The organism is Serratia sp. Sp408 (genome assembly GCF_057180665.1).
In genome coordinates, this window is sequence record NZ_JBXUFT010000001.1 from 552,147 (window position 1) to 576,996 (window position 24,850).

Annotated in this window: 23 protein-coding genes; 11 read left to right on the plus strand and 12 right to left on the minus strand. The window is 54.7% G+C overall.

Features of this window, described 5'->3' with window-relative positions:
* Window positions 1-209 precede the first annotated feature (209 nt).
* On the plus strand, window positions 210-1,514 hold the full coding sequence (locus tag AC2AXP_RS02745) for a methyl-accepting chemotaxis protein (protein WP_273867113.1): 1,305 nt from the start codon (window positions 210-212) through the stop codon (window positions 1,512-1,514).
* Window positions 1,515-1,588: 74 nt separating this feature from the next.
* Here AC2AXP_RS02745 and glnQ read toward each other — a convergent pair whose 3' ends face one another.
* The 5 genes from glnQ to dps form a co-directional block, all read right to left on the minus strand.
* Window positions 1,589-2,311: a glutamine ABC transporter ATP-binding protein GlnQ gene (glnQ, locus tag AC2AXP_RS02750; protein WP_004965441.1), complete on the minus strand. Its 723-nt coding sequence runs from the start codon at window positions 2,309-2,311 to the stop codon at window positions 1,589-1,591.
* Window positions 2,308-2,967 carry a glutamine ABC transporter permease GlnP gene (gene glnP / locus AC2AXP_RS02755; protein ID WP_004965440.1) on the minus strand — a complete coding sequence of 220 codons (660 nt, stop codon included), beginning with the start codon at window positions 2,965-2,967 and terminating at the stop codon, window positions 2,308-2,310. The genes glnQ and glnP overlap by 4 nt, the downstream gene beginning before the upstream one ends.
* Before the next feature lie 106 nt (window positions 2,968-3,073).
* Entirely contained in the window at window positions 3,074-3,814 is a 741-nt protein-coding gene (gene glnH / locus AC2AXP_RS02760; protein ID WP_039992324.1) for a glutamine ABC transporter substrate-binding protein GlnH, read from the minus strand.
* A gap of 390 nt (window positions 3,815-4,204) precedes the next feature.
* A complete protein-coding gene (locus tag AC2AXP_RS02765; RefSeq protein ID WP_039992323.1) occupies window positions 4,205-4,471 on the minus strand; it encodes a DksA/TraR family C4-type zinc finger protein in 267 nt (88 codons plus the stop codon).
* Window positions 4,472-4,612: 141 nt separating this feature from the next.
* Complete coding sequence (gene dps, locus AC2AXP_RS02770) at window positions 4,613-5,116, minus strand: DNA starvation/stationary phase protection protein Dps (protein ID WP_004965432.1); 504 nt, start codon at window positions 5,114-5,116, stop codon at window positions 4,613-4,615.
* Between the two features lie 781 nt (window positions 5,117-5,897).
* Here dps and AC2AXP_RS02775 point away from each other — a divergent pair.
* Complete coding sequence (locus AC2AXP_RS02775; RefSeq protein ID WP_484381404.1) at window positions 5,898-7,103, plus strand: aldose 1-epimerase family protein; 1,206 nt, start codon at window positions 5,898-5,900, stop codon at window positions 7,101-7,103.
* Window positions 7,104-7,157: 54 nt separating this feature from the next.
* On the opposite strand, the gene rhtA is transcribed toward AC2AXP_RS02775, so the two are convergent.
* The gene (gene rhtA, locus AC2AXP_RS02780) at window positions 7,158-8,042 is read right to left on the minus strand and encodes a threonine/homoserine exporter RhtA (protein ID WP_273867119.1); all 885 of its coding nucleotides are present in this window, start codon (window positions 8,040-8,042) and stop codon (window positions 7,158-7,160) included.
* A 398-nt stretch (window positions 8,043-8,440) separates the two neighbouring features.
* Here rhtA and ompX point away from each other — a divergent pair, with 398 nt between their 5' ends.
* A complete protein-coding gene (ompX, locus tag AC2AXP_RS02785) occupies window positions 8,441-8,959 on the plus strand; it encodes an outer membrane protein OmpX (RefSeq protein WP_004965424.1) in 519 nt (172 codons plus the stop codon).
* 161 nt (window positions 8,960-9,120) lie between these two features.
* Here the strand turns inward: ompX and AC2AXP_RS02790 are convergent, their stop codons facing one another.
* The 6 genes from AC2AXP_RS02790 to ltnD form a co-directional block, all read right to left on the minus strand.
* Window positions 9,121-9,651, minus strand: a complete 531-nt coding sequence (locus tag AC2AXP_RS02790; protein WP_039992819.1) for a GNAT family N-acetyltransferase — start codon at window positions 9,649-9,651, stop codon at window positions 9,121-9,123.
* 64 nt (window positions 9,652-9,715) lie between these two features.
* The gene (locus AC2AXP_RS02795) at window positions 9,716-11,086 is read right to left on the minus strand and encodes a GntP family transporter (protein WP_039992319.1); all 1,371 of its coding nucleotides are present in this window, start codon (window positions 11,084-11,086) and stop codon (window positions 9,716-9,718) included.
* 113 nt (window positions 11,087-11,199) lie between these two features.
* A complete protein-coding gene (locus AC2AXP_RS02800) occupies window positions 11,200-11,976 on the minus strand; it encodes an HPr family phosphocarrier protein (RefSeq protein WP_004965418.1) in 777 nt (258 codons plus the stop codon).
* Window positions 11,977-11,978: 2 nt separating this feature from the next.
* Window positions 11,979-12,629 carry a 3-oxo-tetronate 4-phosphate decarboxylase gene (gene otnC, locus AC2AXP_RS02805; protein ID WP_484381405.1) on the minus strand — a complete coding sequence of 217 codons (651 nt, stop codon included), beginning with the start codon at window positions 12,627-12,629 and terminating at the stop codon, window positions 11,979-11,981.
* Window positions 12,626-13,891: a 3-oxo-tetronate kinase gene (gene otnK, locus AC2AXP_RS02810; protein ID WP_004965414.1), complete on the minus strand. Its 1,266-nt coding sequence runs from the start codon at window positions 13,889-13,891 to the stop codon at window positions 12,626-12,628. Before otnK ends, otnC begins: the two co-directional genes overlap by 4 nt.
* Window positions 13,891-14,805 carry an L-threonate dehydrogenase gene (gene ltnD / locus AC2AXP_RS02815; protein ID WP_004965412.1) on the minus strand — a complete coding sequence of 305 codons (915 nt, stop codon included), beginning with the start codon at window positions 14,803-14,805 and terminating at the stop codon, window positions 13,891-13,893. The genes otnK and ltnD overlap by 1 nt, the downstream gene beginning before the upstream one ends.
* Window positions 14,806-15,087: 282 nt before the next feature.
* Here ltnD and ygbI point away from each other — a divergent pair, with 282 nt between their 5' ends.
* From ygbI to AC2AXP_RS02855, 8 genes are all read left to right on the plus strand, one after another.
* Window positions 15,088-15,852, plus strand: coding sequence for a DNA-binding transcriptional repressor YgbI (gene ygbI / locus AC2AXP_RS02820; RefSeq protein WP_484381406.1), 765 nt, complete (start codon window positions 15,088-15,090; stop codon window positions 15,850-15,852).
* A gap of 485 nt (window positions 15,853-16,337) precedes the next feature.
* Entirely contained in the window at window positions 16,338-17,159 is an 822-nt protein-coding gene (locus AC2AXP_RS02825; RefSeq protein ID WP_198772808.1) for a winged helix-turn-helix domain-containing protein, read from the plus strand.
* 194 nt (window positions 17,160-17,353) lie between these two features.
* Window positions 17,354-17,926 (plus strand): helix-turn-helix transcriptional regulator, encoded by a 573-nt coding sequence (locus tag AC2AXP_RS02830; protein WP_050763135.1) that lies wholly within the window; start codon window positions 17,354-17,356, stop codon window positions 17,924-17,926.
* A gap of 687 nt (window positions 17,927-18,613) precedes the next feature.
* Window positions 18,614-19,201: a common pilus major fimbrillin subunit EcpA gene (gene ecpA, locus AC2AXP_RS02835; protein ID WP_088499628.1), complete on the plus strand. Its 588-nt coding sequence runs from the start codon at window positions 18,614-18,616 to the stop codon at window positions 19,199-19,201.
* Window positions 19,202-19,283: 82 nt separating this feature from the next.
* Window positions 19,284-19,952: an EcpB family pilus assembly chaperone gene (locus tag AC2AXP_RS02840; RefSeq protein ID WP_039992309.1), complete on the plus strand. Its 669-nt coding sequence runs from the start codon at window positions 19,284-19,286 to the stop codon at window positions 19,950-19,952.
* Between the two features lie 105 nt (window positions 19,953-20,057).
* A complete protein-coding gene (locus tag AC2AXP_RS02845; RefSeq protein WP_273867993.1) occupies window positions 20,058-22,553 on the plus strand; it encodes a CS1-pili formation C-terminal domain-containing protein in 2,496 nt (831 codons plus the stop codon).
* Entirely contained in the window at window positions 22,543-24,177 is a 1,635-nt protein-coding gene (gene ecpD / locus AC2AXP_RS02850) for a fimbrial adhesin EcpD (protein ID WP_004965397.1), read from the plus strand. The genes AC2AXP_RS02845 and ecpD overlap by 11 nt, the downstream gene beginning before the upstream one ends.
* Before the next feature lie 10 nt (window positions 24,178-24,187).
* Window positions 24,188-24,850, plus strand: coding sequence for a fimbria/pilus periplasmic chaperone (locus AC2AXP_RS02855; RefSeq protein ID WP_039992308.1), 663 nt, complete (start codon window positions 24,188-24,190; stop codon window positions 24,848-24,850).

Below are 24,850 nucleotides of genomic sequence, written 5' to 3' on the forward strand. Positions count from 1 at the left end.
TTACGTTATTCTCAAATCAGCATTATTTTCTCTGCACAATTAAAAATTACTATTTTAAATTTAATAATTACTTTTATTTATTATTTCTCTGCGGTTACATAACGGCGGGTGAGCGTTTGCTCGCCAGCGGCAGTGCGTTAGTGTGGGCTAAACGTACGGCATTAAAAATATCCGAACGTTAAATCACCTGTCAGAAGGATGCCCACTTTATGCTGTTACGATTCAGTCAGTTAACTATTCCCTGGCGCGGCGAGCTGCGCGCCATTGAACATGCCGTGGCGATGATCGTATTTAAACCCGATGGCACCGTGCTGCGTGCCAACGATCTATTTTTGCAATGTCTGGGGTTTGAACGTAGCGACGTCATCGGCCAACACCACCGTATATTCTGCGACCAGCAATACGCCGCCAGCGCCGCTTATCGCCAGCATTGGCAGCGGCTTAATCAGGGTGAATCAATTACGGATAATATTAAGCGGCGGCGCAAGAATGGCGAGCTGCTCTGGCTGCAAGCTACCTATACCCCGGTTATTAACCGTCGAGGGAACGTGTCGGCGATAGTCAAGCTGGCCTGCGACGTTACCGACCGCCTAGTGCAGGCACAACAGCAGCGCAGCTTGCTGGCGGCATTGGATCGTTCGATGGCGATCATCACCTTTACCCCGCAGGGAGTGATTGTGGATGCCAATGACAACATGCTGACGCTGATGGGCTACCATCTTGAAGAGGCGCGCGGCCAGGCACACAGCGTGCTGTGTTCGGCAGAGCTGGCCGCCTCGGCGCAATATCAGCAGCATTGGCAGCGCCTGGCGGATGGCGAATTTATTACCGGTCGCTTTGAGCGGCTTAATCGCCGTGGTGAGCGGGTCTGGCTGGAAGCGAGCTACAACCCGATACTTGATGAGCAGGGGCGGGTGATCAAGGTGGTGAAGATTGCCCAGGACATCACGCGACTGATGATACAGCAGCAACAGGAAGAGGCTCTGGTTCGCGATGTACACCATCTGTCGCTGGCGACCGATAAAAGCGCGGCACAAGGAGCGACCATCGTTCAGCAGGCGGTCAACGGCATGCAACAGGTGGAACAGGCCGCCCGCCAGACGTCACGGGTGGTGAGCGATCTGGGTGACTATTCGCAACAGATTGACGGCATTGTCGCGGCGATGCGCAAGATTGCCGCGCAAACCAACCTGTTGGCGATCAACGCGTCGATTGAAGCGGCGCATGCCGGTGAGCATGGACGCGGCTTTGCGGTGGTAGCCAATGAAGTCCGCGTGCTGGCGGAGCAGTCTCGCAAGGCCGCGGTTGAAATCGAAGGTATGACAAAATCGATTCAACAGGGGGTCGCCGCGGCGATAGCCGGCATGACCACCTGCGTCGAACAGGCCGGCGGCGGCGTGGCGTTGACCCAGGATGCCGGTCAGGTAATCCAGCAGGTGAACGTGGGCATGCAGGATGTGGTCAGGCTGATGCAGACGTTTAGAACGGTGAAGCAGGAGGAGACGTTGTCCTGACGGCGCCGCCAGCAATACGCCGGGTGGGATGAACGGCGGCCAGCAAAGGCCGCCGTGGCAGAGCAGGGCCCGCGTCAGGAAACGTGTTGCAGGAACTCCTGCAAACGCGGGCTTGGCGGGGTGTTGATCAGGGTATGCGGATCGCCATCTTGTGCGATACGCCCTTTATCGATAAAGATCAGACGTGAGGCGACTTTTTCGGCGAAGCCGACTTCGTGGGTGACGATCACCATGGTCATGCCTTCTTCCGCCAGATCCTGCATCACTTTCAATACTTCGTGACGCAGTTCCGGATCGAGCGCCGAGGTCGGCTCATCAAACAGCATCATTTTCGGTTTGACCGCCAGCGCCCGCGCGATGGCGACGCGCTGCTGCTGGCCGCCGGACAGCTCGGACGGATAGTGGTGCGCACGCTCCGCCAACCCGACTTTCGCCAGCAGCTCGCGCGCCAGCTTTTCGGCGTCGGCTTTCTTCAAACCACGCACGCGAATCGGGCCGAAGGCGACGTTTTCCAAAGCGGTCAGGTGTGGGAACAGATAAAACTGCTGGAACACCATGCCGGCTTCCTGGCGGATCAGTCGTTCGTCGACCTTGGGATCGTTGACTTTCAACCCGTCGACGATCAGATCGCCGCTGGTGATCTCTTCCAGTTTGTTGATACAGCGCAGCAGGGTAGATTTTCCCGAGCCGGAAGGCCCGATAATCACCACCACTTCGCCCTGATTGATCTTCAGATCGATATCATGCAGCACCTGGGTTTTACCGAAGTGCTTGGAGACGTTTTTAAATTCAATCACAGGATTTTCATCCTTCTTTCCAGACGACGCAGAACAAAGCTCAGCACCAGGGTGATAATCAGATAGATAACCGCGACCGCGCTCCAGATTTCCAGCGCACGGAAGTTGCCGGCGATGATTTCCTGCCCCTGCCGGGTCAGTTCTGCCACGCCGATAACGATAAACAGCGAGGTATCCTTGATGCTGATAATCCACTGGTTACCGAGTGGGGGCAGCATGCGGCGCAGAGCCAGCGGCATCACGACGTAGCGGATGGTTTCCCGGCGCGACAGGCCCAGCGCCAGCCCGGCTTCACGGAAGCCGCTGTGAATCGACAGCACTGCCCCGCGGGTGATTTCCGCAATATAGGCCCCGGAGTTGATCATGATGGTCACCACCGCCGCGGTGAACGGGTCGATGCGTAAATCGCTGAATGCCATTGGCAAGGCGAAGTAGATAAACATCACCTGCACCACAATTGGCGTACCGCGAATCACTTCGATAAAGGCCAGTGCGATATGGTTGGCGATCCAACCGCCGTAGGTGCGTGCGAACCCGGCAACCAGGCCGATGATCAAGCCGCCAATCAGACCGAGGACCGAAATCCACAGGGTCATTTTGGCGCCTTCTAACAGAATGGGGATGGCGGGCCAGATGGCACTCCAGTCGAACTGCATGGTATTTTCTCCCGGTGATCCCAAATCTGGGTATCAGATACGGCAAAGCGCAGGGGCCGTGCGGCGCCCCCGCGTTTGATACGTTAACTGCCTAAAGCCATTACGATTACTTCGGCTCGGTGCCGAACCATTTTTTGTAAATTTCGTTATAGGTGCCATTTTCGCGCAGGGTTTTCAGCGCGCCGTTCACTTTTTCACGCAGATCGCTGCCTTTCGGGAACGCGATGCCGTACTGCTGTGCTTCCAGCGAATCGCCTACCGTCTTGAACTTGCCGGCGCCAGCGGTTTTGATGAAGTACAGAATGTTTGGCGTATCGTGAACCACGGCGTCAGCGCGCTGGGTGCCAAGTTCCATATAGGCATTGTCGATGTTCGGGAATTGGCGCAGATCCTTGGTTTTCACGTTTTGTTTAACGTAGTCCACCGAACCGGTGCCGCTCTTCACCGCCACCACTTTGCCGTCCAGATCCTTGACGCTCTTCACGTCGTTATTGTTGGCATTGACCATCACCAGCAGGCCGCTCTTGTAGTAGCCGTCCGAGAAGTCGATGGCTTTTTTACGTTCGTCGGTGATGGTGATGCCGGCCAGCGCCAGATCGATATTCTTGGTCTGCAGGGCCGGGATAATGCCGCCAAAATCCATGGGTTTCAGGGTGTAGTCCAGCTTCAGCTCTTTGGCGATGGCGGCCCACAGATCGATATCGAAACCGACGTACTGGTTGCCCTGTTTGAATTCAAATGGGACGAAAGCGGTATCGGTGGCGACCACCAATTTATCTGCTGCGTGGGAACTTACTGCAAAGGCCAGCGACAGTGCGGCCAGCGAGACGTTAAAAATTGACTTCATAAGAGGAATTTCCTGTACAGGTTGCGGTTTACCCATTTTGTTATTGCATACATGCCATGAAATATTCGTGCCATAGTTGCAATTATTATAAAAACAAGGGGTTGTGATGTGATGTTGTGCCGAATTGGCCAATTTTTAAGGTAATGCACCAAAAGGAGGCCCTGAAATGGTGCTCTGCGAGCCTGGATGGTGCATTTGGTTATGATTAACCAATTTATGGCTGGGAAACAACCGATAATTAACAATTATGCATCAATACTGATAACTAACTCTAACTTTAGCGGTGCGATACGGCACAAACAGGTGCAACCCGTGCCGATGGGATTGGCATTCAGGCAGGAAAGGGCGGTCGAGCGCTAACGATCAGGCCCGGCTGGGACAACGGGGAAACTAGCGCAACTGGCTATCTTTGCTACCGCGCCGGTTGTACAGACTGGCTGCCGCGTGCTGTTTATCCAGCGCGTTCTGGCAGGCCAGACAATAGCGTACGCCTTGCAATGCGTCGCGACGTGCCTGCGGGATGGCTTCGCCGCATTCATGACAATATTGTGCGCTTTCGCCGTGGCCCAGCGCTCCCCGCGCTCGCTGTACGGCATCGTCGACGGTCGAATCTATCTGATCCTGAACTGCGCCATCTGCTGCCCATCCACTTGCCATGCTCACCTCGCTTACGCCGGATATTAGGGGCGTTATCGGTTTGCGCGTTGACGCGAAACGAAAAAACAGGTTGGGCATCAGCCGCAACCTGTTCTGTCACCCTACAACACGCAGGATGTGTGCCAAACAACCCTATCGCGGTTATTCAATATTGGATTCGATAAACCACAGGAACTTGTCCAGATCGCGTGAGGCAGCGGTGAACATGTCTGCAGTATCTTCATCGGTCACTTCGCCAATCGCTTGGCGAATGTCGTTGGCTACGGCGCCGTAGCGATCCGCCAGCGCCTTCAGGTGTTCCTGCACGCTGTGAATATTGGTTGGGTAGCTTTTTAACGGCGTTTTGTCATTAACCACCTGCACGGTACCCAGTGCTACGCCGCCCAACTGCACCACGCGCTCGGCAAAGGTATCCTGGTGGTCGATAATGGCGGTACGGAAACCGTCGAGCATTTCATGCACGGCGATAAAGTTGGCGCCACGCATGTTCCAGTGAGCCTGCTTAGTGATCAACGACAGGTCGATAAACTGGACTACCTGATGATTCAGGGCTTTGATGGCCTCCAGTTTGGTTTTTTCATCCATGTCATTGCGCGTGTAAAGTAGGTCAGAAGATTTCGTTTTAACCAGTTTAGCGGTGCTCATATCAGATATCCTCTTGATTAGTCGTTGTCCTAATTTGCTACGGGAGTAATTATAGCAGTGACTGCGCATTTTGCTGGATGAAAAAAGCGATGGATTAAATCGGTTTAATCCATTGTTAAATTACTTTTAACAGGAGTAAGATAAAAAGGATTATATCTAACTGTTTGTATTTTAATTATTTGTAATTTTACCGCTGTCTGGCGCTGAGCGAATGTTAATAATAGTTAACAACGCTTTATCAAATATTACAATCAGTTCTCTGAACATCCCTCTGAGTTATTCTCCGAGTAATCATAGCCCGCCGACGGATTTATTTAACAAGCAATTACCATGCCGCTAATCCGGCCAGCCGTTGGTCAGCAAAACTGCAGCGGCCAGGCAATGGCAATCACCTGCCGATGCCGATGCTGGCATCAGTCACCATGGCGTAGCCTTTGGTTGCCGATAAACCCGCTCGTCACGGCCGCACACCCGTCTGATGAGGCGCACCTTGCGATGCATGGGTTGAGCGTCGGCCAGGATATGGGCTGTCATATCACCACCACAGGGAGCGCCAAGCTGATACATTTCAGCATTTTCAGCATGAATGGTGATTTTATGCACAGTTAATTGTGAGAATTAATTATGAATTTCAATTAAATTTGCCATGCATCACGTATTAATCGTTCGGAAATCGACCTTTTTTCGAAAAGTGACCCGCTTCGCATTTTCACCCACGATGAAAATCTACTTTGTGCTGACTTTAGCTAAAACCTTTCAGCTAACCACAAGGGCAGGAAAAATGAAGACGCTAATCGCAGTTTCAATAACTATCTCTTTGATTTCCGGGTATGCCGGCGCGCAGACCTTTGTATTGACCGACAGTGAAAAAGGCATTGAACAAGGCAATTGGCAAACCGACAGCCAAAAGCTGAACTTGCCGGGACCACGTTTCAGCGTGCAGCAGCAGATCCTGCATGGCGGCAAACAGGAGGGGTCGAAAGTGATCACCTTGACCAGCCCGGGCCTGACCATTGCGCTCAGCCCCACACGAGGCATGGACATTCTGCATGTGAATGGATCTGGGGTACGTTTGGGCTGGGATTCGCCGGTTACCGAGGTGGTCAATCCGGCATATATCAATCTTGATAGCCGCAACGGTCTCGGCTGGCTGGACGGTTTTAATGAAATGATGGTGCGTTGCGGATTTGAATGGACCGGCCACCCGGGAGTGGAAAATGGCACGCTGTATACCTTGCATGGCCGGGCTGGCAATACGCCAGCGTCCAAGGTAGTGGTGGAGATTGATGACAAGGCGCCGTATGCCGTGCGTATCCGCGGCTTGTTGAAGGAAAACACCTTCAAGAAAAGCAATCTGGAAACCTGGACAGAATTGCGTTACGTGCCGGGAGAGGAGAGCTTTACCCTCCACGACAGGTTAACCAACCGGGCGGATTACCCACGCGATTACCAAATCATCTACCACAGCAATTTCGGCAAACCGTTGCTGGAAGAGGGGGCGATATTCAGTGCGCCAATCAAGGAAATTTCACCGTTTAATGATTACGCCAAGGCTGGGTTGCAGGAATGGCAGCGTTATCAGGGACCAACCAAGGGTTATGACGAGATGGTATTCAATATCGTGCCATACGCCGATGCCCAGGGTAAAACGCTGGCGATGCTGAACAACAAACAGGGCGATCGCGGCGTGGCCATCGGTTTTGATACCCGGCAGTTGCCATTACTGACGCTGTGGAAGAATACCGATACCGAACGGCAAGGCTACGTGACCGGCATTGAACCGGGCACCAACTATGCGTATCCGGTGAAAATAGAACGCGAGCAAGGGCGTATCAAGCAGCTGCAGCCGGGCCAGAGTGCTGATTTTGAACTGAGCTATACCCTGCTGAAAAATGCTGAACAGGTGAAGGCGTACCAGCAAAAAGTCAAGGCATTGCAAGGGGGGCATCAGGTCAAGCTGGTGCCACAGCCGATCGCGGTAGAATAACCGCGCGTCAACAGCTGCGCCAGGTCAGCCGGTCAGCACACCGGCTGACTGTGCTCAGCTGAGCTGTTCGATTTGCGGCTTGGGCTTAATGGTCAGCGTGGACCCCATCGACGCCATGATAATGGCCGCCAGTGCCAACCATTGGATACCGTTGAGGTGCTCATTGAGGAAGATCATGCCGGAAAGGGCCGCCATCGCCGGTTCGAGACTCATCAGCGTGCCGAAGGTACGCGCCGGGATCTTCGGCAGTGCGATGATCTCGAGGGAATAAGGTAGCGCGGTGGACAGGATCGCTACTGCCAGCGCCAGCGGCAGGATATCTAGGTTGAGCAGCGCGCTGCCGGTTTGCCAGGCACCGATCGGGCAGAACACCAGCGCGGCAATCAGCGACCCCACGGCGACGGTGCCGGGACCATGATCGCCCCCGGCCTTTTGCCCAAAGATGATGTATACCGCCCAACAGGCGCCGGCCCCGAGCGCACAGGCCGCACCAAGCGGATCGATGCTGCCCATGTCATGACCCAGCGGCAACAGGAACCACAGCCCGATCATCGCCAGCGCGACCCAGATGAAATCAACCGCCCGGCGTGAAGAAAACATCGCCACCGCCAGCGGCCCGGTGAACTCCAGCGCGACGGCAATACCTAGCGGAACGGTGCGTAGCGAGAGATAAAACAGATAGTTCATGGCACCAAGCGACAGGCCATAAATCAGCAGCGGCAAGCGGCTGCCGGCGGCGAAGCGCATTCGCCACGGTCGAAATATGACAAACAGAATCAGGGTGCCGATACTCAGGCGCAGCGTGGTAATGCCTTCGGCACCCACCAGCGGGAACAGGCTTTTCGCCAGTGACGCACCACCTTGAATTGATACCATGGCGACCAGCAGCAGACAGATCGGCAGCAGTCTGGCAGAGGTTTTTGCAGTAGGAGACGACATCCTTTCAGCCTTCTTGAACACCACCCCCACCGGCTGGCAGGAGCACACTAAACAGAGGTCCTTGAGTGTAAATGAAATGCTGTCTATCTGTCTGAGAAAAGCGTGGAAAGCAGGGAATTAAACGTTTCGTTTAAGCAAAAGTGGTGGTTTAGTGCAAAAAGTGCGCAATTGTTTAAGAATTATCTGGATATTAAATAGGTGATTTTTGTCACATAAAAGTTTAGAATACGCCCGAAAATTAAGCGAAATGAAGCAGATGCGTTGTTCTTGAAATCTTCTGTTACACGATACTAAGTATTAGACATCGATTTCAGGGCAGAGTTTCACGCTGATTTTTGTTATATTTTCAATGCATGACAAATGGATGTACTTAATAATAAAACGCGTTTGAGGTGGTTATGAAAAAAATTGCATGTCTTTCCGCAGTAGCAGCTTGTGTATTAGCAGTGACCGCAGGTACCGCTTTCGCTGGTCAGAGCACCGTCTCCGGTGGCTATGCTCAAGGCGACCTTCAAGGTGTTGCTAACAAAGCAGACGGTTTCAACCTGAAATACCGTTACGAGTTCGACAACAGCCCACTGGGTGTTATCGGTTCCTTCACTCACCTGGAAAAAGATCGTGCTGAAGCTGGCCAATACAAGAAAGCTCAGTACAACTCCATCACCGCAGGTCCAGCTTACCGTTTCAACGACTGGGCAAGCATCTACGGTGTTATCGGTGTAGGCTACGGTAAAAACGTTGATAACGCACAAAACGGTTCTAGCCGTGGCGGCAGCAGCGATTACGGCTTCAGCTACGGTGCTGGTCTGCAGTTCAACCCAATCCAGGATGTTGCTCTGGACGTAGGCTACGAGCAGAGCCGTATCCGCAGCGTGGACGTTGGCATCTGGAGCGTTGGCGTAGGCTACCGTTTCTAAGAATTCCCGTCGGTGTGCCGCTTCGGTGGCTTCCGCGACAAAAATCCGCCTTCGGGCGGATTTTTTTTGCCTGCGGTTTGGCGCTATTGTCCCTTGGTATTGGTGGGCTGCTGCGAAAAGCGCACGCTGCGGGCAACGACGGCTGGACAGCACACCGTGCCTTAACGCGGGCGTTGCATAACGACGATCGGCTTCTGGTGATACTCGCTGCGGTGGCTTTCGCTGAAGCCGACCTTGGCCGCCAGCTTTAGCGAAGCGCGATTCTCGGGCGAAATGATACACAGCAGTTTATCGGCCGGCAGGTGCGCTTGCGCCCAGCCCAGCGCCGCTTGCAACGCTTCGGTGGCGTACCCCTTGCCGTGCGCTGCCGAGGCCAGCGTCCAGCCCATTTCCGGCGCATCCAGCGGCGGGGTGATATCCCGTTGGAAGTTGATAAAGCCGATGCTGCCGATAAAGGCTCCGCTGGCTTTCTCACGCACTGCCCAGCAGCCGTAGCCCAACAGCTGCCAGTGGCCGATGTAGCGTAACAGGCGGCCCCAGCTGTCTTCGCGATCGCGCGGCGTGCCACCGATATAGCGCACCACCTGCGGATCGGCCCACAGGGCGGCTATCGCGTCAAAATCGTCAATGGTATGGCTATCCAGGATCAAACGGTCGGTGACTAACAACGGGGCGGTGGTGTAGAGGTTCATTTGCTGCTCCAGCATATACGCGGGCGGCCTACCAACGCCGCCCGCATCAAAGGGATGACAAACGTTATATCATTAACCACACCAACCAGGTAAACAGGAAGCCGCTAACGCCGAGGACGGTGGTCAGGACGGTCCAGGTTTTCAGGCCGTCGGCAACCGACAGACCGAGATATTTGGTGACGATCCAGAAGCCGGAATCGTTAACGTGCGACAGTCCCAGCCCACCGAAGCAGGTGGCCAGCGTCACCAGCGTCAGCTGAATGGCGTTCAGCCCACTTACGGCTTCAGACAACAAGCCGCCGGTGGTCAAAATCGCCACCGTCGCAGAACCTTGCGATGCCCGCAGCGCCAGCGAGATGATGAACGCCGCCGGGATCAGCGGCAATCCAACGGTGGTCAGCACCTCCGCCAGCGCCTTGCCGACGCCGGATTCCACCAGCACTTTGCCAAATACGCCGCCGGCACCGGTGACCAGAATCACCACCGCTGCGGTAGGCAGCGCTGCGCCCATTACGTCGCTGGTGTGTTGCAGACTCCAGCCACGACGTGCCGCCAGGAAGTAAAAGGCCAGCGCCAGGGCAATCATCAGCGCTACTGCCGGCGCGCCAATCAGTGAAAGCACGTCACGTAATGCATTACCCGGTTCAAGCAGCGTGGCGGAAACGGTACCCAGCATGATAATGGCGATGGGAATGACGATCAGTGCCGACACCAGCCCGGCGCTTGGCGGGTTCAGGCGATCGCTGAGCGGTGCCTGGTCTGCCGTTGCCGGCTCCGGCGCCGCCAGCTGCAGTTGTTCCAATACTTCGATGGACAGTGGATAGGTTTTGCGGTTGAGGTACTTCGCCACAAAGTAGCCGATGATGCCAACCGGAATACAGATGGCGATACCGATGATGGTCAACCAGCCAATGTCGCTACCCAGCAGACCGGCGGCAGCCACCGGACCCGGGTGCGGCGGCAGTGCGACGTGTACCGTCAGCATCACGCCGGCCATCGGCAGGCCGAACTTGAGCGGCGAGACTTTGGCCACTTTGGCGAAGCCGTAAATAATCGGCGCCAGAATGATAAATCCGACGTCAAAGAATACCGGTATGCCGAGAATGAACGCCGCCAGAGTCAGTGCGGCAATGGTGCGTTTAGGCCCCAGCGCCTGGCTGAAGCGCTGCGCCAGCGATTCAGCACCGCCGGAATGTTCTATCATCCGGCCGAGCATCGCACCGAGGCCGATAATAATGGTAACCGAGCCGAGCACGCCGCCCATGCCGGCGGTCATCACTTTCATGACCTCACCGGTTGGAATGCCGGCGGCCAGCGCCACCAGCAGGCTGACGACCAGCAGCGCGACAAACGGCTGCACTTTGGCCTTGATGACCATCAGCAGGAGCAGCAATACGCCTGCCAGGGCGATTAACAGTAACATTGTGGTAGACATGGTGTAGCCTCGGGTAAGCGTTCGGCACCGCGATCGCCTGGCGGGGCGATACGGATGCGTTTAGTTTTTATGTTTGCTATTGGGTAGTAATCTGGTGTTGGCGCGCTCGCCGATTATAAATAGGGGGTTACCCAGGCCAGCCCGGCGCGGGTTTCGCCGCGTGGCTTGTATTCACAACCGATCCAGCCCTGATAACCCTGCTGGTCCAACCGTTCGAACAGCCAGCCATAGTCCAGCTCGCCGCTGTCCGGCTCATGACGATCGGGCACCGAGGCGATTTGAATATGTCCGTAGCGACCCGCCAACGAGGCGATCAGCCCGCTGATGTTGCCGTCGACCAGTTGGGCATGGAAGAAATCGAACTGGATAAACACATTAGCGCGATCGATCTCCGCCTGCAGTGCCGCCGCCTGGTGTTGGCTGGAGAACAGATAGTTCGGCTTCACCTGTGGGCTGAGCGCTTCGATCATGACCTTGACGCCGTGCTTCGCATAGGTATCGGCCGCGTAGCGCAGGTTGTCGATAAAGGTATCGCGATAGCGCTGGGCGTCTTCGCCCGGCGGTACTACCCCGGCCATCACGTGCACATTCGGGCAGTCGAGCGCCAGCGCATAGCTCAGCGCACGATCGATGTCGGCCCGCGCGTCCTGCTGGCGGCCCGGCAACGCCGCCAGCCCCCACTCGCCGGCACCGACATCGCCCGGCGCGGTGTTGAACAGTACCTGTTGCAGACCATGCTGGCGCAGTTTTTCCGCCAGCAGATCGGCCGGATAGTCATAGGGAAACAGGAACTCTACCGCGTTGAAACCGGCGTCCGCGGCGGCGGCGAAGCGATCCAGAAACGGCAGTTCGTTAAACATCATCGATAAGTTGGCAGCAAATTTAGGCATGATTAACTCCGTAACTCGGCAATTTCGTCATCGGTCAAATAACGGATCGGGCGGTCGCCAAGCGTGAAAATCAGCTTTGCCGCATCTTCCATTTCTTCGGTGTTGTCGGCTGCGGCGCGCAGATCCTTGCCGGTCACTACCGGGCCGTGGTTGGCCAGCAGGAAGGCGCGGTGCGTCGGGGCCAGTTTGGCCAGGTCGTGTGCCAGTCGCTCGTCGCCTGGGCGGTAATACGGGACTACCGGCACTTTGCCCACCCGCATTACCACGTACGGCGTAAACGGCTTGATGGCGTTCTCGGTATCCAGCCCCTGCAGACAGGACAGGGCGGTGAGATAGGTACAGTGCAGGTGCACTACCGCTTTGCATGCCGGGTTATTCAGATACAGCGCCCGGTGGAAGCTGATCTCTTTTGACGGTTTGTCGCCGGAAAGCCACTCGCCGCTCAGGCTGACTTTCGACAGGCGCTCGGCCTGCAGTTCCCCCAGACAGGAGCCGGTCGGCGTTGCCAACAGCGTACCGTCCGCCAGTAGCAGCGACAGGTTGCCGGCGGAGCCGGTGGCATAGCCGCGCTGGAAGAACGACGCGCCGAGACGCACCATCTCTTCACGCGAGCGTAGTTCGGCGGCGAGCAGTTGCTCAGTAGTCAACGTCATAGCGGAAACTCCGTTTGTGCCCTGGCAAAAAAGTTTTCATCGCCAAAATTGCCCGATTTCAGGGCCAGTGAGACCGGTTGTTCGATGGCGCGCACCCAGGGCACGCCGGGTGAAATGCATGGCCCAATGTGGAAACCGCGGATGGCCAGCGCCTGAGTCACCACGCCGGAGGTTTCACCACCGGCAACGATAAAGCGGCTGAATCCGGCCTGTTGCAGCTGTTTCACCAGTGCGGCGAACAGCGCTTCGACCGCATGACTGGCGGCGTCTACCCCATACTGGCGCTGGATTTGTTGCAGGGTGTCCGGTTCGGCGGTGGCGTACACCAGCGGGGCCAGCGCGTTGGTGTCGGCGTGTTGCTGTACCCAGGCACTTAATTCGCCAGCATAGGCCGCACGATCGTCGGCGGTGATACAGCGTGCCACATCAATGGCATGTGAGGCTGCCTGTTGACGATAGCAGGCGACCTGCCGGTTGGTCATGGTAGAACAAGATCCGGACAGTACCACCGCTTTGGCTCCCTGCGGTGCTCCGGCGGCCTGTGCCTTGCTGTGACCCGGTTGCGCCCATTGGCGCGCCAGGCCAATCGCCAGGCCGGAACCGCCGGTCACCAGTTTCATGTCTTTCAGCGCCTGGCCCTGTGTCAGCAGGTGCTGTTCGTTCAGGGCGTCCAGCACCGCATAGCGCACGTCCTGCTGCGCCAGCTGGCGCAGTTTGTCCTGAACCACCGTGGCACCGCGATCGATTTCGCTGGCGTTGACCAGGCCGCAGCGGCCTTCTGCCTGCGCTTCCATCAAACGCAGCAGGTTACTGTCGGTCATCGGCGTCACCGGGTGGTGGCGCATGCCGGATTCAGACAGCAACTGATCCATAACAAACAGATAGCCTTGATATACCGTGCGGCCGTTTACCGGCAGTGCAGGTGAAATCACCGTCTGGCTTTCGCCCAACGCGTTGAGCAGCGCGTCGGTAACCGGGCCGATATTGCCCTGCGTGGTACTGTCGAAGGTGGAGCAATATTTGAAATAGAATTGTTGGCAACCCTGGCGTTGCAGCCAGGCCAGCGCCTGTAGCGATTGTTCGACCGCCTGTTCCACTGGGCATGAACGTGACTTCAGGCCGATCACCACCGCCTGCGCGGCCAGCGGGCTGTCATCCTGCGGCACGCCGTTGAGCTGTACCGTCGGCAGACCGTTTTCCACCAGAAAACTGGCGATATCGGTGGCGCCGGTAAAATCGTCTGCAATAACCCCCAGCAACATTATGGCTGCTCCTTCTTCTGTGGCAGGTTAATGCCGGAGAAAATCTTGATCACTGCGCTATCGTCCTCTTTACCGTAGCCGGCATTGCTGGCGGAGGTAAACATATTGAAGGCGGTGGAGGCGAGCGGCAGCGGGAAATGCAACGCTTTGGCGGTATCGGCCACCAGTCCCAGATCCTTGACGAAGATGTCTACCGCCGATTTTGGCGTGTAGTCGCCGTCGACCACGTGGCGCATGCGGTTTTCAAACATCCAGGAATTGCCGGCCGCATTGGTGACCACGTCGTACATCACGTCCAGCGGGATACCGGCACGGGCGGCCAGCGCCATCGCTTCGGCGCCGGCGGCGATGTGCACGCCGGCCAGTAGCTGGTGGATAATCTTCACCGTAGCGCCGAGACCGATCTGTTCGCCGATGCGATACACCTTGCCGGCCACCGCATCCAGCACCGGTTGCAGTAGTGCAAACGCCTCCGTGCTGCCGGAGGCCATGACGGTCATTTCTCCAGCGGCCGCCTTGGCTGCGCCGCCGGACACCGGTGCATCCAGCATGAGCAGTCCCTGTGCCAGCAGCTGGCGCTCGATCTCCTGGGCATCGGCGGCGGAGATGGTTGAAGACACCATCACCGGCGTGCCGGGTTTCAGTCGCGCAGCCAGTCCGTTATCGCCAAACAGAATCTGTTTGACCTGCGCGGCATTCACCACCAGCAACACCACGGCGTTCAGGTCGCTGGCGAAGGCTTCTGCGCTGGTGGCGGCCTGTTTGGCGCCAGCCTGTTGCAGCGTCGCTAATGCCTGCGGGTTAAGATCGACACCGTAGGTGGACAAACCGGCCTTGACGCACGACTGTGCTGCGCCCATGCCCATTGATCCCAAACCGACGATGCAAACGGCGTAATCACCTGGCTGTGTCATAACTACCTCGTGTTAATTTTAGTGATAATTTGTTTTGTTGTGTTAAATATAAGCGTTTTTTTACGTCGTGTAGGTGATCGTCTTCACAATAATTAACAGTTAAATTTATCAGGGAATAGGGCAGAGTGTCACAAGGTGGATGATTTAACCTTTTGTTTTTAAATGTTATGTAATGAATGTTTTCATTGGGATGACGATCACGTGCTGATAAAGTGGAGCTGTGCCAGCACGAAAATTGACGTAAAATCACATTTATTATCACTAACGAGACGAGTGAAAGCCGTGATCCCTGTAGAACGTCATCAACAAATTCTGGCTCTGGTCGCTGAACGTGGCGTGGTCAGTATCGCAGAACTGACCGAACGGTTGGCGGTGTCGCATATGACCATCCGCCGAGATCTGCAGAAACTGGAAGAGCAGGGGGCGGTGGTAACGGTGTCCGGCGGTGTGCAGTCTGCAGAGCGGGTGGCGATTGAACCTTCCCATCAAGATAAAGAAGGCATGTCCAGCCAGCAGAAGGCGGCCATCGGCGCGCTGGCCGCGCGCCAGATCCCGCCCAACAGCTGTATTTATCTGGACGCAGGCACTACCACGCTGGCATTGGCCAGGCAGATTGGCGAACGTGATGATTTAACGGTGGTGACCAATGACTTTGTTATCGCCGGCTACCTGATAGAAATCAGCCAGTGCAAAATCATTCACACCGGCGGTACGGTATGTCGCGAGAACCGTTCCTGCGTTGGAGCCGCCGCCGCTCAGGCGTTACGCAATCTGTTCATCGATCTGGCCTTTATTTCCGCTTCGTCATGGAGCATGCGCGGCCTGTCAACGCCAAACGAAGACAAGGTGATGGTCAAGCAGGCGATTATCGACGCCAGCCGACGCCGGGTACTGTTAAGCGACAGCTCAAAGTATGGCAAGGTGGCAACCTATCTGGCGTTGCCGATCGGCGTCTTTGATACCATTATTACTGACGTCCATTTGCCGGAAAGCGCGCGTGACGCAATCTTGCAGGCAAATATCGCGCTGATGATCGCGGGAGAGTAAAAGCCCCTTTGTCGGGGTAGAACGAAGCGGGTTAGTTTCGTTTTACCCCTAATTTGTTACCGCTGGCGGTGAGCGGGTTACCATGCCGCTCAGACAACGGCATTTGCATACGGCGATTTTAATCCGATATGTAGATTTATTTATCGTTTTATGTAAATGATTTTGGCATTAAAAGAAACTGATAAGTGCACTCTATAAGAATTTAAATCGTAAAATAACCTTATCGGCAAAATAAAAAACTAACTTTATCTAAATTTAAAATTAATTATATCAATAAGCCTCGGGTTTGTATAACCTTGAATTAATACCTATGAGAATTTTCCTATACCAACGAAAGTCTTTGGGTGGAGCGCTATGGGGATGGCGGCTAATTAATTGATTTAAATCAAAATTAGATAATTATTATAATTTAATTAACTTTTTTAGGCATTGATTAATGTTTTTAAAACATACAACGCCCATCGCCAGATACAACAGTGGATACCATGAAATATAGAATCAATGGACATGTTCTTTTTGATGCAGACAGCGGAAGCCTGAGTTTAATGGATTTTTCTGATGATCCTCTTGCCGTTTCCAATCCCACTAAACGCCTGTTGTTGCTATTGATTATCAATCATGGGGAACCGGTTAGCCGTGAAGTGATATTTCGTAAGGTGTGGGATGATTACGGTATGGTATCAAGTAATAATAATCTCAATCAGTGTGTCAGTAAATTACGTCGCATACTCAAGACATTGGGGATTGATGACGAGGTGATTATTACCGTACCAAAGGTTGGATTTATGCTTAGCCGCGATATAGCAATCGAATGCGCGGATGAGCCGTCCACCACATCGGCGATAAGCGAAGAAGACATTATCGCCGCCGCGGTGTCGGATCGGTTGCCCACGGTGGACGCGCGCGTGGCACCCCCACGGAAGAAAAGGCGGCCGTGGCACCGTTGGGCGGCGATCGGCGTTGCCCTGGTGTTGCTGATCGCTCTGGCAGTCGGCATGACCATTTACTTCACCAGTTACGGCAGTAATCAGGAACGGTTTATCGGTGCGACCGATCGCTGCAAGGTATTTATGTCGACCTCCGGCTTGGCTTTTACCGCTCAGGGCTCTTTTAATCGCGATATTTTATCGTATGCCAACACCAAGCCCGGCAATTGTAATGCCGATGAGTATATTTTGGCGGTACGCAGTAATCAGGTTCATACCTACATATCGGGCATATCTCGCCTGTTTCTTCTGAAGTGCAAAATATTACGCGAATATCGCGTGGAGGTCTGTTATGGCCTGCAAGATGAACAATTTCACTGAATGGGTAAAACATTTAAATCTGGGACGTGTGTTGACGTATGGCTAAAGTTCAGGCGTGATGCCGAACAATAAATCCGCGACGCCAACCGGTGCCATTCTGCAAGGATGATATCGCAATGGAACCTATGCAAATAAAGATGGAAGCAGGTAACTTTATATTTTATGACCCGGTTTCCTGGGTTCATGAGGGATTAATGGTGCTGTTACAGCCCAGCATTATTGGTTTATACCAAGCGGTAGCCTTTAATCAGATCACCGCGGCTCTGGAAATGCAGCCACGTCAAACGGTGATTATGGAGCTTTACGGTGTCAACGAACGGGTGATCGACGGCGTACGTTTTATATTGGAAGCAAAAAATCTGTGGCCGGAAACCGCCTGGGTAGTATTTACCGATATAGAAAATTACAGCGTGTTGCATCTATTGGCATCGATACCGCAGATAGCGCTCGTATCAAAACGCGATGGCATGGCGTTATTACTGACCGGTATCGAATCCGCCCGTGCCGGGCAGGGTTATCAAAGCCCGTGCATTGCACAAACGCTGCTGCGCCACCCTTGTCCTGCACCGGTGAAAGGGCTTTCCGGCAGCGAATGGCGCATCATGGCGATGATGGTCGCTGGCCTGACCCCGCAACGCATCGCCATCAGCACGCGGTTGGCGTATAAGACGGTCAGCAGCCATAAACGCAATATCTTGAACAAATTGTGTTCGACGCGGACCGGTTTTATCAAGATGTTACTGACACTGCGTAAACGTGCCATATAACTCCCTCCTTTGCTGATTCCGATCGGTACGTTTTGAATGCCGGATGCGCTATCCGGCATTTTGCTGCTGCGGCATAAAACCGCTCCCCCCGCCGAAGCGCAGCAGACAACCGATACCAGGCCATCAATGCTGAGCATCTCTCAGACTATTCCCTGTCGTTAGCCCCTGGTGCCTATGCATAAACCCGGCCATCCGGCGAATGTGCACAGTCTTGCCTGCCGTTGCCCTGATGACACGTCGGCTGGATGTGGGGTGTGCCGCTATAGGGCACGCGTAGCCATGCTGAAGATAAGGTCCACGGTCCGATAACTTACCGTGCGGCATGGTGTGCAGTGCGGGACATGATCCCTTGCAACGAGCGTGGTTAATTGCTGCTTGGTAGGCAAAATCTCAAGGGGCTTGTTCTGCTTTGAATCTCTCGCCTTGTATTTTATACCTTAAATTACATTTATTTATATTAAAAATAGAATTAATTACTAAATTTTTGACTTTTAATAGTTAATGATTCTTTTGGATTGGTTTGGCGTTAAGATTTTTCCTGTCATTCGTCGACATCATCGTTTTGGCGGATATCGCCGGGAGAGATGTCCCGCTGGCAGCTGGCTTGCCAGAGCAAAGTGGAGATGACACAGCACGTCACGTCAAAGGACGAAAGAGAACGCATTCAACATTTAAGGGAGTTTTACCATGAAAAAAATGACACTGGCATTGGCTATCGTTTCTGCATTTGTCGCGGTGAACGCCGCTCAAGCTGCCGACGTTACCGCGCAGGCCTTGGCAACCTGGTCGGCAACCGCCAAGAAAGACACCAGCAGCAAACTGGTAGTAACGCCGATTGGCAGTCTGACTTTCCAGTACGCGGAAGGCATCAAGGGTTTTAACAGCCAGAAAGGCCTGTTCGACGTCACGGTAGAAGGTGATGCCACGGCGACGGCGTTCAAACTGACTTCCAAGCTGGTTTCCAACACGCTGACGCAGCTCGACACCTCTGGCTCTACGTTGGATGTGGGCGTGAACTATAACGGTACCGAGGTAGTGAAAACGGCAGAAACCACCATGATTGATACCGCCAACGGTATTCTGGGCGGCAACCTGAGCGCGCTGTCAAACGGCTATAACGTGGCCAGCCGTAGTAGTGCACAGGATCAGTTCACCTTCAGCATTATTGGCGCAACCACCGATGGCACCACGGCAGTTACCGATTACTCCACGCTGCCAGAAGGGATCTGGAGCGGTGACGTCAGCGTCGAGTTCAACGCCACCTGGACTATCTAATCCGCTGAGCTTTTGAATTTTGCAGGGGGGAACTTCCCCCTGCTTATTCACGTTGTTGATGACTGCCATCTGGAATAGCGCCATGAAACGATTCCATCTTGCCCTTTATCTGCTGCTTCCCCTGAGCCCGGCCGCCTTTGCCCTCGACGTTGGGGAAATCAGCGCCTTTATGCACAGCGACCAGGCACGCCTGACGAAAGAAATTAAAAATACTACCGACAGCGGTCGTCTGGTGAATATCAACGTTGAACGCATTACCAACCCGTTGGAATCCGGCCAGGTGATGGCGATGGAGTCGAAAGACGAAATGCTGCTGTCGCCGGCCAGCGTGATGCTGCCAGCCAACGCCCGCGAGGTGATCCGTTTTTATTACAACGGGCCGAGCGATGCCCAGGAGCGTTATTACCGCATTGTCTGGTTCGATCAGGCCTTGAGCGATGCAGAAGAAAATAACGCCAGGCGCAATGCCGTGGCGACCACTTCTGCGCGTATCGGCACCATTTTAGTGGTAGCGCCGCGCCAGGACCGCTTCGACTACCAGTTTACCAACGGAAAAATCAAAAATACCGGCAATGCCACCTTCAAGGTGGTGGCCTATGGCACCTGCCGGACCAACAAAACCCCCGAAGGGTGCAAGGAAAACTATTTCGTGATGCCCGGTAGAGAAAAGGCCTTTAGCCGGGTTGACGTCAATGACAAGAAAGGCCGAGTGGCCCTGTGGCACGGTGAGCGATTTATTCCGGTGAAATAAGCGTCGACACCCGATGTGCAATGACCAAGGAAGGGGCGCCATGACAATGGAACAAGGGAGGCCGATGTGAAAAGGACTCTGCGTAAGGTATTGACCCACTCGTTGATGGTGACTGGCGCGGTGATGATTCCTGTTGCGCTTTTACCGGCACAAACGGCGATGGCAGCAGGGTTGACGCAAATTGATGGCGTGCTGATACCGCAGGCTTTCAGCCAGGCATTGCGCGAAGGCATGAGTATCCCGTTATTGCTGCACTATGAGAAAAATAAAGGCATCAAAGACGATCAGCGTATCGGCCATGCGTTGCTGTTTCTCGACGCGCAAGGGGTGAAAATACGCCAAATAACGCTGGAAGATAATGAGGGCGGCGCCCGTCTGACCGAAGATACCATCCGGCAGATTGAGGCGCTGAATAACGTCGGCTTTAACCCGCAGCAACGTATTGAGCTGACGGAAAACGCCTGGCTGGCGTTGAATTTCCGTCAGCTCAATCTGCAACTGGTGGTAAAAGAATCGGCGATTGGCACGGTGTTGCGCGCGCGTTCCAATGATATTGGCGCGTCCAGCGTCGATACCCTCAGCAGCACGCTCAATTACGATCTGGGAATTTATGATTACCGCGCCAAGGCCAGTGAAGGCAATACCTCGAGCTACCTTTCGCTAAACAGCGTGACGGCGTTGCGTGAGCATCATGTCGAGTTGAACGGTTCGCTGTATGGCATTGGCAGCAATAATCAGGATGTCACCTGGTACAAGGCGATGTACGAGCGTGATTTTGCCGGCCGGCGCTTTGCCGTCGGTATGCTCGATAGCTGGAACCTGCAGTCGCTTGGGCCGGTTACCGCGCTTAACGCCAGTAAGATATACGGTTTTTCCTATGGCAACCGCGCCAGTTCCACCGTGTTTGACAATTCGCAGTCGCTGACGCCGATCGTGGTGTTTTTCCCCTCGGCCGGCGAAGTGCATTTGTCTCGTGATGGACGCTTGCTCAGCGTACAGAACTTCACCATGGGTAACCACGAAGTGGATACCGCGAATCTGCCGTACGGCATTTATGACGTGGAGGTATCGGTAGTGGTGAATGGCAAGGTGGTCAACCGGCATCGGCAGCGCGTCAATAAGCTGTACAGCCCCGATCGCGGCGCCAATGCCGCGTTATCCTGGCAGGTTTGGGGCGGGATGATCCGCATGGATCGCTGGCGGCGGCAAGACGACCATGACATTGCTGCCAAAGATGCCTATCTGGCGGGGATATCCGCCACTGGCAACCTGCAAACGCTCAACTGGGCGCTGTCCGGCTATTCGTTTGACGGCAATTCGGTTGGCGAGGGGCGTTTCTCGCTTCCCTTGACCGAGTCTATCCAGTTTACCCTGCAAAACATGGCGGCATCGGACAGTTCATGGAGTCTGGTGAACAGCCTCAGCGCATCGCTGCCGGGCGGCTTCAGCTCGATCTGGCTGAATCAGGAGAAAACCCGCATTGGCAGCAGGCTGTTGCAAAGCGATGCGGAAAACCGTGCGATTGGCGGCACGCTCAACTTTGGTGCGTTAACCCCCAAACTGGGTACCTTGAGCGTCAGCTATAACGACGATGTCAAAAACGATACGCGTTACTATAACGTTGATTTTTACCAAAATGTTTTTACCGGACGCTATGGCACGCTCGGCGTGCGCGCCGGCGTTCAGCGTTACAATAACGGCCGCTCAGGCTCCGATACCGGTAAATATATTGCCTTGGACTTCTCATTGCCGCTGGGGAACTGGTTCAGCGCCGGCATTTCCAATCAGAACGGTTATACCACCGCTAACCTTGCCGCACGTAAAGAGCTGCAGGATGGGCCAATTCGTACCGTTGGTGCCAACCTGTCACGGGCCATTTCCGGTGACACCCAGGGTGACAGTAGCTTGAATGGCGGCGGCTATGTCCGCTTCGATACCAAATATTCCACCGGGACGGTCAACGTCAGCAGTTCCGCCGACGGTTATGTCAATACCAGCCTGAGCGCGAATGGCAGCCTGGGCTGGCAGGGGAAAAACATTGCCGCCAGCGGCCGCAATGAGGGCAACGCCGGCATCATCTTCAATACCGGCATCGAAAACGATGGGCTGCTGGCGGCGCGCGTCGATGGGCGCGTGGTCAAGCTGAGCGGCAACAAAAACTATCTGCCGCTGTCCCCCTACGGCCAATATGACATTGAACTGATGAACAACAAGAACTCGGCAGAAAGCTTCGACATTATCACCAAACGCAAGAGCCGACTGACGTTGTACCCGGGCAACGTGGCGGTCATTACGCCCGAAATAAAGCAGATGGTGACGGTGTTTGGCCGCATCAAGGCGGAGGACGGTACGCTGCTGACCCATGCCGATATCAAGAATCACATCGGCCGCACGCGCACCGACGACAAGGGCGAATTCGTGATGGACGTCGACAAGAAATTCCCGGTGATCGACTTTGAGCACGGTGAAAACCAGCGCTGCGAGGTGGATTTGGACCTGAGCAAGGCACGCGGGGCGATTTGGGTCGGTGACGTGGTGTGCGTCGGGTTGAAAACCTATGCCGATCGTCAGCTGACAGGAGAAAAGAATAATGAGAGTTGATAAGGTGCTATTGGCTCTGGCATTGCTTGCCCCGGCGGCGCAGGCGGCGGTCAGCGTCACCACCTGGGCGGATGCGACAGCGACCAAGTTTGCCTTTGTCGAGAACAATGCCGACGATAACTATTTTGTCACGCCCGCCGGCGCGCTGGATCCACGCATGACCGGCGCCAATCAGTGGACCGGGCTGAAATACGGCGGATCGGGCACCATTTACCAGCAAAGTCTGGGCTATGTGGACAACGGCTATAACACCGGTTTGGTGGCCAATTACCGTTTTGATATGTGGCTGGAAAATGCGCCGATCAAAAATCCGTTCCTTGGCCTGCGCTGCATCAACTGGTACGGCGGGTGCAATATGGACACCAGCCTGATCCTGCCGCAAACCACCGATGAAAAAGGCTTTTATGCGGTGACGGTGCCCAGCGGTGGGCAAAAATGGATGCATGGCATGATGTCGCCGAGTTTTTACCAATACTTGAAACAGATGGCGCCAGGCGACAGTTTCAGCATGCAGATTAACGGCTGCCAGACTTCCGCCGCCTATGATGCGGCAGCCGGCGGCCGCTGCCAGGATCAGGCCAGCGGTAACTGGTACAAACGCAAGGTAACGCACATCAAGGCGGCGCACCTGCGTTTTATCAACACCAATGCGGTGTCGGAAGTGTTCGTCAACAGCGACGGTGTGCCGATCATCGGTGAAGGCAATGCCGACTGTAAGAACCAGAGCGTCGGTACCCGCTCCGGCATTATGTGCAAGATGGTCAGCTATGACCTCCAGACCGACGGCAGCGTCAGTAACACCTCGATTCACATTTTCCCGGCGATCAACAATGCCCCGCTGAATTCCGCGGTGGCGGCGGCCGATCTGCAGTTCAGCCTCGACGGCAACGGCTGGAAGTCGACCTCCGGCATCGCCAACTACTACAATTTTAACGACTTGAAGAGCAGTAACGCCATTTACGTCTTTTTCTCGAGTAACTTCTTCAAGCAGATGGTGCGGCTGGGGATTTCCGACAGCGGCACGCGAGATTTGATCAATTTCCGTTTCCAGAACACCAGCTCGGCGGAATCCGGCTGGTACGAATTTTCTACCTCTAACCAATTGATCATCAAGCCGCGTGATTTCAGCATCAGTATCATTTCTGATGACTATGAAAATAATCCGCATCGTGAAGGTTATGTTGGCCCGACGGAGCCGGCGCTGGCGTTTGATTATATTGTCACCACCAGCGGTAAAACCTCAGCCGACAGCGTGCGGATGATGGCCACCGGCCCGACCCAGGCGCTCAACGGCATCAATTACTGCATTTTTTCTTCGCCGGATAATTCTGCGCGGGTACCTTTTCCGGCGCAACTGAGCATTCGTACCAGCACCGGCGGTCAACAGGTGTTCGATGCCGGTTGTGACGGTCAGTGGCATGACATCACCAATGCGTTGTGGAGCAGCACGCCATGGAATGATATTTCCGGCGACGTCGGGGTAATGAATAAAACCAACGTCAGGTTTACCCTGCCGATGAACGATCCGATCTCGTTGAAAACGGTGGAGGGCAATGGCTGGTACGGCAATGTCAGTGCGGCGGGCGAGATCCACGTGGAAGCAACCTGGCGTAATATCAACTAGGAGAGGGATGATGAAGGGATTGTTGCCGTGGCTGTTGTTATTGCCCTTTTCCGTCAGCGCCATCAATGTCGGAACCCTGACGTTTGCCATGGATCAACACCAGACGTTTGTCTCCAAGCGGGTGCTGAATAACAACAAAAGCGCGCGCATCTACCAGGTTGCCATTCGCGCCGTCGATCGACCCGGCGAACAGGAAGTGCGTAGCCGGCCGGCCGACGGTGAAATGCTGTATGCGCCAAAACAGCTGATGCTGCAAGCCGGACAGGACGAATACTACAAGTTTTTCTATCATGGCCCGCAAGACAACCGCGAACGTTACTATCGCATTTCGTTTCGTGAAATACCTGCCAGTTACTTTGATGTGTCGCAACGCAGTCGCAACGGTGCCAGACTGGAGCCGGTGGTAGTGATGGACACCATTCTGGTGGTACGTCCGCGCAAGATAAACTTCGCCTATCAGCTTGATAAAACAGGTGGTTCTCTGAGCAATACCGGCAATACCTACTTCAAACTGTTGATTAAACCGGGCTGTGACAGTAGCGATGAAGACGGTCGCAGTTATTATTTGCGGCCGGGGGACCGGCTGACGGAAAAGACGCTGAGCTTGCGCGGGCAGAAATTTATTATCTATAACGACAGGTTTATCAATATCGATCGCAGTTGCGAGCAGTGA